Source organism: Microbacterium bovistercoris, assembly GCF_003387575.1.
Taxonomy (GTDB): domain Bacteria; phylum Actinomycetota; class Actinomycetes; order Actinomycetales; family Microbacteriaceae; genus Microbacterium; species Microbacterium bovistercoris.
The window spans coordinates 83,669-97,045 of sequence record NZ_QUAB01000013.1 but is presented as its reverse complement, the minus strand read 5'-3'; the positions used below and the strand labels follow the sequence as shown (position 1 = coordinate 97,045).

The window sequence follows — 13,377 nt, the reverse complement described above, 5'->3', positions numbered from 1 at the left end:
TGGGCCGTTTGACGCCCGTCGAATTCGAGACCATCATGAACCAGAACCTGGTCCTTGCGGCCTAACCGAAACTGTCACCTATCCGTGCAGCAGTCCCGTCTCTTTCCAGTGAGTCCTGAGAGTGCGATTCAAGGTCTTTCGGATTTCAGATTATTCGGTTATCGTTCCATCATGGCTGATGGATTCGACTCGCGCGCGGCGATCACCCGATCGATGCTCGGATGGGGTGTCGTCGCTGGTCCGTTCTACCTGGTCTTCGGCCTGATCCTTGCGCTCACCCGCGAGGGCTTCGATCTTTCGGCGCACGCGTTGAGCCTGCTCACCCTCGGCGAGGGTGGCTGGCCGCAGACTCTGAACTTCGCACTCACCGGCATCATGGTGGTCGTCGCCGGGTGGGGCATGCTGCGGGCGATCCAGGGCCGCGGTCGTGGCGCAGGAGGCGCGATCATCGTAGCTGGCGTGGCGATCGGACTGGCGGGCGTGTTTCGCCCGGACCCTGTCGAGGGATTCCCACCTGGAGCCGAGGCGAGCATGAGCGTCAGTGGCATGCTGCACCTCGCACTCGGCGCCGCCGAGTTCGTCGCGTTCGCCGTGGCCGCACTCCTCCTCGCCCGCCACTTCAGCGCCTGCGAAGAGAAGAGGCGCGCGATGCTCTCCCGTGTCGTAGGCCTCATCATCGTCGTGGCGTTCGCGGCAGGGGCGGCGCTCTCCTCCGGGCCCGCAGGCGTGGCACTCCTGTGGCTCGCGGTCGTGGGCAGCTTCGCGTGGTTGGCGCTAGCCTCTGTTTGGGCTTATCGCACTGTGCCGCATCCGGACGGCAGGTAGTGCGGACCGGCTCAGCAGACCCAGCGTTTGGGGCGCAGTACTGGCGCGGATGCTGATGGAGTTTACGCTGACACCGGAGGGAGTGGCCCTTCTCGGCACGGGGCTCTTCTCGTGCTCGGCTACAGCGCGACGCGACGGATCCAGTCGCCGCCGTTCGAGTAACACCAGGCGACGGCATCGAGTAGAAGGTTCGCGGACCTTCTCGTACCGGGGTCGGTACACTCGTAGCATGGGCTTGAAGATCGAGGTGGATGCGGATGAGCTCGCGCGCATCGCGCGTTCTCACGGTGTCCGGCGCCTTCGAGTCTTCGGGTCGGCGGTCACGGGCGACTTCGATCCTGAGCGGAGCGACGTCGACCTACTCGTCGATCTCGCGCCCGACTCGGATGACGCATTCGACGCCTACTTCGGCCTGAAGGAGGACCTTGAGTGCTTCTTCGGACGCACGGTTGACCTGGTGATGTCGGATGCTGTGCGCAATCCGTACTTCCGAGAGCGGGCGCTCGCATCGGCGAAGGAACTCTATGCGGCCTGAGGCTGCAGCACTCCTCTGGGACGCGCGGGAAGCTGCGAAGCGGGTCACGGAGTTTGTCAGTGGTCTCGATGAGATCGGCTACCGCTCCGACGCGCTTCGTCGCTCGGCCGTTGAACGTCAGCTCGAGATCGTGGGAGAAGCGCTCAACAGCCTGCGCCGAGTGGATGCCGAGACAGCGGACCAGATCCCGGAGCTGCATCGCATCGTCGGGTTGCGCAACGTGCTGGCGCACGCCTATGCGGTCGTCGATGACGGCGTCGTCTGGGTGGCAGCATCCGAACGGATCCCGGAACTGATCTCCCGGTTGGATCTGCTGCTCGGCGAGGAGACGACGCACGACTCATCGTCGTGAGGTCGCCGGGTTCAAGACCCGCTCATTCATGCCCGGATGCCGCGGCAACTGCTGCCCCACGCGTGGGAAGAGGTAAGTGCCTCTGGCCGCGCCCGAGCACCTGCAGGAACCTCCTTGCATCACCGCGGATGCCGGACGCAGACGCGCCCCACACCACAGACGCGCCCCACAACACAGAAGGGTCCGGCGGGCATTCGCCCGCCGGACCCTTCGATCCGCTGTTACTGCGTCAGCACTGCTGGCGCGGCTTGTCGCGCACGACCAGCGAGGTGTCGCCGTACGAGGTGTCCAGCCACACCGCGCGGGTGCCCTCGTCGGCGGCGACAGGCAGCTGCATTCCCGTCGCGCACGACATCGGCAGGACGTCGCCGCCGTCGATGCCGACCTGGAAGACCTTCGGCGGCATGTCGCCCGGCCAGTCCTCGAAGGTCACGGCCTGATCGGTCGCCTCGTAGCCGCCGAGCACCGGTGCGTCGTCGCTGAGCTCGTCGACGATGACCTTGCGGTCGCCGCCCTCCCAGTTCATCGACATGATCCCGGTGCGCGGGCCGGCCTTCAGGTCGGCGCCGAGCACGATGCGGTCGTCCAGCGCCTTGGGTGCGTACAGGCCGGCGTTCGGGTTGTTCGCATCCGGCGTGATCTCCGGGATCATCGTCTCGGTGCCGGTCGCGAGATCGCGCACGAAGAGGTTGAGGTGATACCCCTGGGCGTCGGGCCAGCTCTTCATGTACACCATGCGGCCGTCGTTGATCGAGCCGTAAGCGCTGCCGATGTGGTACGTGGTGTCCACCGGGATCACCTTGTTCGGCTCGTTGACGTTCACGTAATACTGCTTCGGCCTGCCGTACACCGGCGAGGTCCAGGTGACCCAGTCGCCGTCGATGTTCAGGAACGACGGGCTGCTGGCGAAGCCGATCTGCTTCGGCTCACCGCTGCCGTCGACCGGCGCGATCATCAGGTTGGCCTGCGTCGAGCCCCACGCCCACCAGGCGACGTTCTTGCCGTCGGTGGCCGGCAGCACGTTGTAGCGCTTGGGCATGTCGGGGCGCTGGTCGGGCAGCGCGTCCGAGATCTTGATCCTCTCGCCGGTGCCGTCGGTGCGGCCGGAGTAGATCGCGTACGGCTCCTGGTTCACGCTGGTCTGCGACATGACCCACCAGCCACCGGCCGCAGCCGGTCCGGTGCGCTCGGTCCAGATGTCCTTCATCAGGCGCGTGGAGTCGCCGGCGAGCTGCTGCCAGTTCTCCTTGATGCCGTGCTTGTTGAACGCCGACTCGACCGGCCCCATCGGCATCTTCAGGTCGCGCGCGGCCTGCTCCACAGCCTTGCGTCCGGCGACGAAGTCGTCGAGCGGGGTCATGTACTCGCTGAGCGCCTTATAGACGAGGGCGTCGGCCTTCTCGCCGCCGATGTTCTTGCGGATGTCCCACAGGGCGCCCGAGAAGATCGTCGAGTTGTAGTGCACGCCCGCGTTGTCCTGCTCGAGCGGCATGCCCAGGTAGGTCGAGATGTGACGGCCGTCGGCCAGGTCGCGCATCGCGCAGTCGCGCGGCGAGAGCGTGCGGCAGAGGTCCTCGCCGAGCAGGCCCGCGTTCGGGTCGTCCATCGACATGCCGGACTCCTGCACGTCGAGCGCGTTGCCGAAGTAGTCGGCGAAACCCTCGTTCATCGCGCCGGACTGGCCCGCGTAGACCAGGCTGGCGGTGTGCTCGATGACGCCGTGGGTCATCTCGTGGCCGACCACGTCGACCTCGGACGACATCGGCCTGTACTCGGCGTCTCCCGAGCCGTAGACCATCTTCTTGCCGTCCCAGAAGGCGTTCACGAACGGCTGGTGGTAGTAGGTCACGCCGACCACCGAGGTGACGTCGGTGCCCTTGCCGTCCAGGCCGTCGCGGCCGAGACCCTTGTAGTAGTCCAGCACCTTGCCTGCGTTGACGTGCGCGTCCACGAGCCCGGCATCCGTCGCTGCGCTCCCGAAGTCGGGCGTCGAGCCCCAGTAGATGTCGGTCAGGCTCTTCGGCCAGACGCCGGCCAGCTGCGTGACCTCGTACTTGCTTCCGTCGAAGGTCGCGACCTCAGCCTCGGATCCGGGCAGGCGCGACTGGTCCAGGAACAGGTACTGGTTGTCGTGGTTCTTGGTCAGCTGCAGCGACACCTTCTCACCCGAGGTGAGCACACCGGTGCCCTCGACCGGGTCTCCGGTCCAGTCCTGCATGTGGATCGCGTCGAGCGCGAACATCGGCCACGCGGTGTCGGCGTCGACGTACACGTTCTTGATGACGGGCGTGCCGTCCTCGGGGTTCGAGGTGCTGACCTGGATGTTGTACGCGAGCGCGCCCGAGCCGTCCGGCACGACGACGAGCCCCTCGGACTTCGTCTCGACCTTCAGCGGGTCGCCGGCGACCATCTTGCCGCGCATCAGCTGCTCGCGGATGTACGCCTCGGCCTGCGCTGCGGCCTGCTCGGCCGTGGCATCCGCCGTCGTATCGACGTCGAGGTCGGTCAGGTACGTGCCGTTCGCGCTGAGGATCGTCGTGCTGTCGGCATCCGATTTCATGTGCACGAGGTACTGGGCGCCGAACACCGGGACGTCGTTCACGGTCTGCTGCAGGCGGACCGTCTCGGTGCCCTGCGAGCCGGCCGTGCCGACGACCTTCACGTCGGAGGTGTCGATGCCGAACGTGTCCTTGTTGTCGGCGAGGTACGTGGTCGCGGCCTTCGCCGCATCCGTCGTCTGCACCTCGGCGTTGATGTCCAGGACCTGCGAGGGCGTGTCCGTGGTCGGCGTGTCGACCGGGTCAGTGGCATCGTCGGCGAACGCGACGGGCGCGATCGCCAAGGACGCGGCGACGCCGAACGCGGAGGTGACCGCGATCAGACGAGTGCGTTGTCTCGACATGGGAGAATCTCCAGTGGTGATGGTGTGGGGAGCCGGCCGCGTCATCGCGAGCCTTTCCCTCATTGAATTGCCATGGCTTCGACAAAGGCAATGCTCTGACTCGTCCACTTCTGGGCAGTGCAGAGAAGTGGGCAAGGTGGTCCTGAATGACGGATGCGGTGGACGGACTGTCCTGGACGGGTCTCGAGGACGAGGACCTCGCCCTGTACCGGCGCGTGCTCGCCGAGGGCATGGATGCCGCGGATGCCGCGACCGCTGCCCAGCGTGCGCGTCTGGTCGAAGCCGGCTTCCTCTCGCACGGGCAGGCGGTCGCGCCGGGCACGGCACTGCGCACTGCCCTGCACGCGCAGATCGCTCAGGCGCACCTGCGGCTGGCCGAGCTCGAGACGGCCGCGGGCGGCATCAACCGCGTCGTCGCAGAGCTGGCGGCATCGCCCGGGACGCTCGCCGCGCACGGCATCGAGCTGGTAGCCGGAGCGGAGCAGATCCGTCGGCGCGCGGACGACCTGGTCGACTCCGCGCGCACCGAGATCCTCGTCCTGAACGCGCCGCCCTACGCTCAGCCCGAGGTCGAGCCCGAGGAGGACGACCCGGAGGGTCCGCGGACCGTCGCGGCGACCAGGGCGGGGATGGCCGTCGCGCGGGGTGTGCGGGTGCGCAACGTGTTCGCGAAGGCGGGGCTCGACGCCCCCGGGCGTCTGGCGGCGGTCACCGAGCTCGCCGAGGGCGGTATGGGCGTCCGCATGCATGCGACCGTGCCGACGAAGTTGATGCTCATCGACAGGACCACCGCACTGATCCCGCCCTCGGCGGCAGCCGACCCGCTGGAACAGGCGCTCGTCGTGCACGACGGCCTGCTGATGAACGCCCTGCTGCCGCTGTTCGAGATGCTGTGGGAGACAGCGGTGCCGCTCGGCGCCGCGGCATCCATCTCATCGGATGCGAGGAACGCGCCGCCCACCGACGACGAGCGAGTGCTGATCGCGCTGCTGGCCAGCGGCCTGAAGGACGAGGCCATCGCGCGGCAGCTGGACGTGCACGTGCACACCGCCCGTCGCCGCATCAACGCCGTGATCGAACGGCTGGATGCGACGACGCGGTTCCAGGCCGGGCTGCAGGCGGCGCGCCGGGGCTGGCTGGACTGACCACCGGGCTTCCGAATCGAACGCGGCTAGCGCCGGTCGTGTGTGTGGTCGGCGACGTCCGGCTCGGCGCGGTTCAGGTCTGCGGCCTCCTCCTCGGGGCGCGGCGCGATGTTCTCATCGACCTCGATCTCGGGGATGCTCGGCTCGCCGGGTGCGGGGATGTGATGCGGATGCTGCGCAGGCGCCGCCGGCCGCCCGTAGGCCTCGAGCAAGCGCAGCCAGACCTCGCTGATCGTCGGATACGCGGGCACCGCGTGCCACAGCCGGTCGATCGGCACCTCGCCGACGATCGCGATCGTCGCCGCCTGCACCAGCTCGGCGACATCCGGACCGGCGAAGGTCGCGCCGACGATCACCCGCCGTCCCTCGTCGACGACGATCCGGGCCTGGCCGCGGTAGCCGACGGCGTGCACGGAGGTGCCCGCCAGCCACGACAGGTCGTAGTCGATCACACGGGTGCGCAGTCCCGCGGCATCCGCCTCCGCCGCCGTCAGGCCGACCGCGGCGATCTCGGGGTCGGTGAATACGACCTGCGGCACGGCGTGGTGATCGGCGGTGGTGACATGCGCACCCCAGGGCGCGTCATCGACCGGCGCACCGGTCGCGCGGGCGGCGATCACATCGCCGGCAGCACGGGCCTGGTACTTGCCCTGGTGGGTGAACAGAGCGCGACGGGTGACATCACCGACGGCGTACAGCCAGTCGAAGTCGAACACCAGCATGGTGTCGTCGGTGGACAGCCAGCCGCCGGGCTTCAAGCCGATCGACTCGAGGCCGAGATCGTCGGTGCGGGGGGAGCGGCCGGTCGCGACCAGGACCTCCTCAGCGGTGATGGTCTCTTCGTCGAGCGCGATGTGCACGCCGTCCGGGTCGCGGTCGACGGATATCGGTGACGTGTCGGTGAGAATGCGCACGCCCTGCTCCTGGAGACCGGCGACGACGAGCTCGGCGGCGAACGGCTCGAGCTTTCCGAGCATCCGTCCGCGGGCGATCACCGTGACCTCGGTTCCGAAAGACGCATATGCGGCGGCCATCTCGGCGGCGACGACTCCGCCGCCGATGACGGCCAGGCTGGCGGGGGCGCGCTTCGCACTCGTGGCCTCGCGGCTGGTCCACGGGTTCGAGTCGCGCAGCCCGGGGATGTCGGGGATCGCCGCCCGCGACCCCGTGACGACGGCCACCGCGTGCCGGGCGGTGAGCACGACCCCCGCGGCCGCGACCTCGACCTGCTTCGGTCCGATGAACCTGCCGTGGCCGCGGATGAGGTCGATGCCCGCACCCTCGAGCCAGCGCACCTGGCCGTCGTCGTGCCAATGGCTGGTCACCTCGTCGCGACCGGCGAAGACGACGGCGACGTCGAGGTCTCCGGTGATCGCGGCGGCTGCGCCCGGAACGCGCCGCGCCGCTCGCAGGGCCGCTGCAGGGCGGAGCAGGGCCTTCGAGGGCATGCACGCCCAGTAGGAGCACTCGCCGCCGACGAGTTCGTCCTCGACGATCACGACGGACAGGCCGCCCCGCACCGCTCGGTCTGCCACGTTCTCGCCGACGGCTCCGCCGCCCAGCACGATCAGGTCGTATTCGGTCTGCATCGGAGCCCCTTCCGCGCGGTGGTCGCCATGGTACTCCGCAGGTGCTTCCGACGCTCCGGTCTCACTCGTTGCGGGTTCCGGCGGTGGAGCACCCGCATCGGTTGGGACCGGAGCCGAGGGAAGCTTGGCCGTCGGGATGCTCCGGTCTCACTCGTTGCGGGTGCGGCGTGCGTTCGCGCCTCGTGCCGAGGTGCGTTTTCGACCGCGCGGTCGGTTTCTCAGCGCGGCGGCGGCGTGAGGGTGCGTTTTCGACCGCGCGGTCGGTTCTGCATGCGGCCCGGATCCGCCGGGCAGCCGCGGGTCAGGCGCGGGCGGCGATCGCGGCGGCGTCGACCCCGGCCGGCAGGGCGCCGAAGAGGGCGCCGGTCGCGAAACCGGACCCGCCGCCGAGACGGGATGCCACGAACCCGTCGGCCACGGCCGCAGGCCCATGCTGCACGAGCAGCGACCCCTGCAGCGCCAGAGCCAGCGCCGCGACCAGCTCCCGGGCGCGCGCCTCGGGCGCAGCATCCGTCGCCACCTCCCGCACCAGTGCGCGTGTGCGGGCCAGGTGCGCGTCGAGCCGGGCGTCCGCCCCGCGAGCGAGCGAGACCTCGGCGTCGAACGCCTCGAACGCGCCCGGCTCGCGGCCGAGCGCGCGCAGCACGTCGAGCGCGATCACGTTGCCCGAGCCCTCCCACACCGCCATCACCGGCTGTTCGCGGTAGCGCATCGCGAGCGGGAAGTCCTCGGTGTAGCCGTTGCCGCCGAGGCACTCCAGCGCCTCGGCCGCGTGCGCCGGGCCGCGCTTGCACGCCCAGTACTTCATCACGGCCGTGCCCAGTCGCGTGAAGGCGGCATCCTGCTCCGAGGCATCCGCGTCGTAGGCGCGGGCGAGCCGCAGCGCGGCGGCCGTGACTCCCTCGACCTCGAGCTGCAGGTCGGCGATGACGCCGGTCATCGCGGGCTGGTCGATCAGCATCCGTCCGAAGGCGGCGCGGTGCCTGGCGTGCCACGACGCCTCGGCGACGGCCTGCCGCATGCCGGCGAGCGACCCGAGGATGCAGTCCAGCCGGGTGTTCGTGACCATCTCGATGATGGTGCGCACGCCGCGGCCCTCCTCGCCGAGCAGGTGCGCGACGGCTCCGGAGTACTCGACCTCGCTCGACGCGTTCGACGCGTTGCCGAGCTTGTCCTTCAGTCGCATGATGCGCATCGCGTTGCGGTTGCCGTCCTCGCGCAGCCGCGGCAGCAGGAAGCACGACAGCCCGCCCGGCGCCTGCGCCAGCACGAGGAAGCCGTCCGACATCGGCGCCGAGCAGAACCACTTGTGCCCGGTCAGCTCGTACCGGCCGTCGCCGATCGGCACAGCGACGGTGGTGTTCGCCCGCACGTCCGACCCGCCCTGCTTCTCGGTCATCGCCATGCCGAGCAGGGCGCTCTGCTTGCCGGGCACGAGGTCGGGCGAATACGAGCGCGACAGCACACGCGGCATCCATTCCTCAGCGACGGATGGATGCTGCGCGATCACCGGCGCGGCCGAGTGCGTCATCGACACCGGGCAGGCGTGCCCCGGCTCGATCTGCGCGGAGAGCATGAAGGATGCCGCCCGCGCGACGTTCGCGCCGGGCCGCGGGTCGGCGAAGGCGCTGGCGTGCGCACCGTCGGCGACGGCGGCCGAGATCACGCGGTGGTACGACGGGTCGTACTCGACCTCGTCGATGCGATTGCCCCAGCGGTCGTGCGTGTGCAGCTGGGGCTTGTTGCGATTCGCGCGGCGCGCGTCGGCCTGGAAGTCGGCCGTCCCGACCCGGATGCCCGTGGCGTGCAGTCCTTCGTGCGCCCAGGCGGCGTCGTACCGGGCGACGCCCTCGACGAGGGCGACGTTGGCGCCGTACTCGTCGACGTCGACGCGGGCAGGGGACTGGTTGAAGACCTCGTGCGTGCTCATGATTCCTTCTCGGGATGGGGCTCGGACCCTTCGACAGGCTCAGGGACCCAGGGTGACTCGGACGACTACTTCTCGGGGGCGGCGCCGACGGCGCGCAGGCACAGTTCGGAGATCGCCGCGACGACGGCATCCGGGTCGTCCTCGTCCGCGCTGACGGGCGTGAGCGGCCCGGCCAGGGCCTCGCCGATCGCGCCGACGAGACCTGCGGCGGTGATCTGCGGATGCTGCGGGGCGAACGATCCGTCGCGCACGCCCTGTGTGACGATCTCCGCGAGGATGTCGGCATAGCCGCGGCGGTAGGCGAGGCGTTCCTCGTCGATCGCGCGGCCGACCGGTTCGACCAGCAGCGCCCACGCGAGGCGGCCGCCGCGCAGCGCGCGCCGCGCGAAGGTCTCGATCAGCGCGAGCAGGCGCCCTGCGGCATCCGTGCGTTCGGAGGCGAGGACGGCCCGGTCCACCGCGGCGAGCTCGGTGCCGGCGCAGCGCCGGAACACCTCAGCGAGCACATCGTCGACCCCGTCCGCATAGCTGTACAGCAGGCCGGCGCTCATGCCCGCGCGAGCGGTCACGGCCTTGACCGATGCGGCCCCGAACCCGGAGTCCCGGACGATCGCCGTGGCTGCCTCGATGAGGTCCTCCCGGCGTCCTGCTTCGCGACGCTGCGCCATCCCGTGCTCCTTAGCTCCGGTTCACAACTCGACTGAATCGTGATTCAATATCGGAATTGAATCACGATTCAACACCCGAGGCAATGCCGCCGACCACCCGACACGACGACGTGAGGACCCGATGAACCTGACCTGGATGCTGGAGCGCTCCGCTCGCACCTTCCCCGACAAGCCCGCGATCGTCTCCGACCTCGGCACGCTCGACTACCGGCAGCTGCTGGCGGCGTCTCGCCGCGCCGCCGCCGTGTTCCGCGCTGCCGGCGTGCAGCCCGGTGACCGCGTCGGCGTGATGGCGTTCAACACCCCGGCGTTCGCCGTCGCGGCCTTCGGCCTCTGGCGCGCGGGCGCCGCGCTGGTGCCGGTGAATCACAAGTTCACGGCCCGCGAGGTCGCCTATGTCGCCGCGCACGCCGGGCTGCAGGTCGTCGTCGCCGACGTCGATCTCGCGGATCGCGTACGCGAAGGTGCGCCGGATGCCCGGGTGCTGACGATCGCCGACGACGGATCGGGCTCCTTCGATGCCGCTGTCGCCGCCGCCGAGGAGTGGGACGGCGTGGAGGTCGAGGGCGACCAGATCGCGCAGGTGCTCTACACGTCGGGCACGACGAGCAGCCCGAAGGGATGCCTGCACACCCACGCAGGCCTCGCCAACGTACCCGCGTATACGACCGCCGCAGTCGGTCTGCAGCGCGAGGACCGCTTCCTGATCGCCATGCCGATCTGGCACGCCTCACCGCTGAACAACTGGTTCCTGTCGATGATGTACCTCGGTGGCACGGCCGTGCTGCTGAAGGAGTACCACCCGGTGCACTTCCTGCAGGCGGTGCAGCAGCACCGCGTCACAGCGTTCTTCGGAGCTCCCATCGCCTATCTCGCGCCGCTCAAGGTGCTGCCGTCGGTCGGGATGAGCCTCGGCGACTTCGACCTCTCGTCGATGCGGCTGTGGGCCTACGGCGGAGCGCCGATGGGCGCCGACACCGTGCGCATGCTGCAGAAGGCATATGACACCGATGCGTTCTACCAGGTGTACGGCATGAGCGAGATGGGGCCGGTGGGTTCCGCGCTGTACCCGGCCGAGCAGATCGAGAAGGCCGGCTCGATCGGCGCCGGCGGGATGCCGGGCGTCGACATCCGGGTGGTGAACGAGACAGGCGCCGACGCGACCGCCGGCGACATCGGCGAGCTGTGGATGCGCTCCGCGACCCGGATGGCCGGATACCTGAACGACGACGCCGCGACCGACGCCGTCTTCGAGGGCGACTGGTACCGCACCGGCGACCTCGCCCGGGTCGACGCCGACGGCTACCTGTTCATCGTCGACCGGCTCAAGGACGTCGTGATCACCGGCGGCGAGAACGTCTACTCGCCCGAGGTGGAGGAGGCCCTGCGGCAGCATCCGGCCGTCGTGGATGCCGCGATCGTCGGTCGCCCGCACGAGGAGTGGGGCGAGACGGTCGTGGCCGTCGTCGAGGCATCCGGCGACCTGTCGATCGACGAGGTGCGCCTGTTCCTGGCCGAGCATCTCGCGAAGTACAAGATCCCGCGCGAGCTGATCGTGCGCGAGGCGCTGCCGCGCAACCCCTCCGGCAAGGTGACGAAGCACGTGCTGCGGGCGGAACTGGTCGCGTAGCGCGGCCCTTCAGCTGCTCCGGTCTCACTCGTTGCGGGTGCTCGGGCGGAAACACCCGCATCCGTTGGGACCGGAGCAGGGGGAAACGGGGCGTGGGGAGCCGAGTCCACGCCGTACCCTGGGAACGTGCGCATCCGTCTCGACATCGCCTACGACGGCACCCACTTCCGGGGCTGGGCGAAGCAGCCAGGTCTGCGCACGGTGCAGGGCACACTTGAGGACGCCCTGACGCGCATCGTCGGCTCCGACGCGCAGCTCGTCGTCGCCGGACGGACGGATGCCGGAGTGCACGCATCCGGTCAGGTCGCGCACGTCGACCTCGACGACGCGCAGTACGCGCGACTGCAGTCGCGGCACGGTCGCGCGGCGGATGATCCGGCCGGCTCGCTCGCGCACCGGATGCGGGGCGCGCTCGGCGCGTACCCCGACGTCACGGTGCGTCGCACCGCGATCGCCGCGGAGGGATTCGACGCCCGGTTCTCCGCGGTGTGGCGGCGGTACCGGTACCGGCTCGCCGACGCCACGAGCGGCTACGACCCGATGCGCCGGCACGACACCACGGCGATCAAGTCCGCGCTCGACGAGCAGGCGATGGATGCCGCCGCGCGGACCCTGATCGGACTGCACGACTTCGCGGCGTACTGCAAACCCCGCGAGGAGGCGACGACCATCCGCACCCTGCTGGACTACCGGTGGATGCGCGATGACCACGGCGTGCTGATCGCCGAGGTCAAAGCCGATGCGTTCTGCCACAGCATGGTGCGCGCGCTCGTCGGCGCGTGCGCGGCGGTGGGTGAGGGGCGTCTCGAGGTCGCCGATGTCGTGCGGCTGCGTGACGAGCTCACCCGCACCAGCGCGTTCAAGGTGCTGGCGGCGCGGGGGCTGAGTCTCACCGAGGTCGGGTACCCTGCAGATGAACTGCTGGCATCCCGAGCCGAGCAGACGCGCGGGCGTCGCAGCCTGCCATCCGACAGGCTCAGGGGCCCGGACGACGAGGGCGACGGATGATGAGGATCATCTCCTACAACCTGCGCAAGCACGCGGCCGCGCACGAGCTCGAGACGCTGGTCGCCGAGCACACGCCCGACCTGCTCTGCCTGCAGGAGGCGGACGTCGAGGCACTGCCGGAGAACATCGTCGGCATGGTGCTCGCGCATGGGACCGCAGGCAACAGGCTGGGTATCGCGGTGTTCTACCGTCCCGACATGTACCGCGCGACGGACGTGCGCACCATCGGGCTGAAGAAATCCCTGCACGACCGCATCGCGCGGCCGGCGCACGAGCGGGTGGTCGCCGTGCGCCTGCACGACATCGACGACGGATACGAGTTCATCGCGGCATCGTTCCATGCGGCGCCGCTGACAGCGCTGAACTCGCTGCGGCGCCAGCAGATCCGTGCGGCGCTGGCCGAGCTCGACCAGATGGGCCACGGGCTGCCGGTGATCATGGCGGGGGACTACAACTACCCCGTGTTCAAGGAGAACCTCGGCGCGACGATCCGCGAGCACGGCTACATGCTGACCCTCAGCGACGAGCACACCTACACGCGATATCGCGTCTTCCGAGGGCACTACGACTTCGCGACCTCGGTGGGCTTCCGGGTCGACACGGTGCACACGCTGCCGCAGGGCGTGAGCGATCACCGCCCGATCCTGATCACGGCGACGCGCGCGACGGCGTCGCGCGCGCACTGATCGTTTTGCAAGACGGATGCCGCATGCCGTAAGCTAACCCTTTGGTGCCTGTCATCGGTGTGTCCGTCGACAGGCGCGACGAACGTGAGCCCTCCACTGGCGTGTTC

At 69.4% G+C, this 13,377-nt stretch carries 11 protein-coding genes; 7 read left to right on the top strand and 4 right to left on the bottom strand.

Annotated elements, in window-relative coordinates; genetic code table 11:
* Window positions 1–171 precede the first annotated feature (171 nt).
* From DY023_RS02120 to DY023_RS02110, 3 genes are all read left to right on the top strand, one after another.
* Window positions 172–825: a DUF998 domain-containing protein gene (locus DY023_RS02120; protein ID WP_220347218.1), complete on the top strand. Its 654-nt coding sequence runs from the start codon at window positions 172–174 to the stop codon at window positions 823–825.
* Between the two features lie 229 nt (window positions 826–1,054).
* Window positions 1,055–1,360, top strand: a complete 306-nt coding sequence (locus tag DY023_RS02115; protein WP_116240694.1) for a nucleotidyltransferase family protein — start codon at window positions 1,055–1,057, stop codon at window positions 1,358–1,360.
* Complete coding sequence (locus tag DY023_RS02110) at window positions 1,350–1,712, top strand: HepT-like ribonuclease domain-containing protein (RefSeq protein WP_116240693.1); 363 nt, start codon at window positions 1,350–1,352, stop codon at window positions 1,710–1,712. The genes DY023_RS02115 and DY023_RS02110 overlap by 11 nt, the downstream gene beginning before the upstream one ends.
* Window positions 1,713–1,941: 229 nt before the next feature.
* Here the strand turns inward: DY023_RS02110 and DY023_RS02105 are convergent, their stop codons facing one another.
* On the bottom strand, window positions 1,942–4,614 hold the full coding sequence (locus DY023_RS02105; protein ID WP_181905688.1) for a M4 family metallopeptidase: 2,673 nt from the start codon (window positions 4,612–4,614) through the stop codon (window positions 1,942–1,944).
* Window positions 4,615–4,760: 146 nt separating this feature from the next.
* Here DY023_RS02105 and DY023_RS02100 point away from each other — a divergent pair, with 146 nt between their 5' ends.
* Window positions 4,761–5,759: a helix-turn-helix domain-containing protein gene (locus tag DY023_RS02100; RefSeq protein WP_116240691.1), complete on the top strand. Its 999-nt coding sequence runs from the start codon at window positions 4,761–4,763 to the stop codon at window positions 5,757–5,759.
* 26 nt (window positions 5,760–5,785) lie between these two features.
* Here DY023_RS02100 and DY023_RS02095 read toward each other — a convergent pair whose 3' ends face one another.
* From DY023_RS02095 to DY023_RS02085, 3 genes are all read right to left on the bottom strand, one after another.
* On the bottom strand, window positions 5,786–7,348 hold the full coding sequence (locus tag DY023_RS02095) for a dihydrolipoyl dehydrogenase family protein (protein WP_116240690.1): 1,563 nt from the start codon (window positions 7,346–7,348) through the stop codon (window positions 5,786–5,788).
* Window positions 7,349–7,649: 301 nt separating this feature from the next.
* Window positions 7,650–9,278: an acyl-CoA dehydrogenase family protein gene (locus DY023_RS02090; RefSeq protein ID WP_116240689.1), complete on the bottom strand. Its 1,629-nt coding sequence runs from the start codon at window positions 9,276–9,278 to the stop codon at window positions 7,650–7,652.
* A 65-nt stretch (window positions 9,279–9,343) separates the two neighbouring features.
* The gene (locus DY023_RS02085; RefSeq protein ID WP_116240688.1) at window positions 9,344–9,946 is read right to left on the bottom strand and encodes a TetR/AcrR family transcriptional regulator; all 603 of its coding nucleotides are present in this window, start codon (window positions 9,944–9,946) and stop codon (window positions 9,344–9,346) included.
* A 121-nt stretch (window positions 9,947–10,067) separates the two neighbouring features.
* Here DY023_RS02085 and DY023_RS02080 point away from each other — a divergent pair, with 121 nt between their 5' ends.
* From DY023_RS02080 to DY023_RS02070, 3 genes are all read left to right on the top strand, one after another.
* Entirely contained in the window at window positions 10,068–11,576 is a 1,509-nt protein-coding gene (locus DY023_RS02080) for a class I adenylate-forming enzyme family protein (RefSeq protein WP_116240687.1), read from the top strand.
* Window positions 11,577–11,702: 126 nt separating this feature from the next.
* Window positions 11,703–12,584, top strand: coding sequence for a tRNA pseudouridine(38-40) synthase TruA (gene truA / locus DY023_RS02075; protein WP_116240686.1), 882 nt, complete (start codon window positions 11,703–11,705; stop codon window positions 12,582–12,584).
* Window positions 12,584–13,270, top strand: coding sequence for an endonuclease/exonuclease/phosphatase family protein (locus tag DY023_RS02070; RefSeq protein WP_116240701.1), 687 nt, complete (start codon window positions 12,584–12,586; stop codon window positions 13,268–13,270). The genes truA and DY023_RS02070 overlap by 1 nt, the downstream gene beginning before the upstream one ends.
* Window positions 13,271–13,377 lie beyond the last annotated feature (107 nt).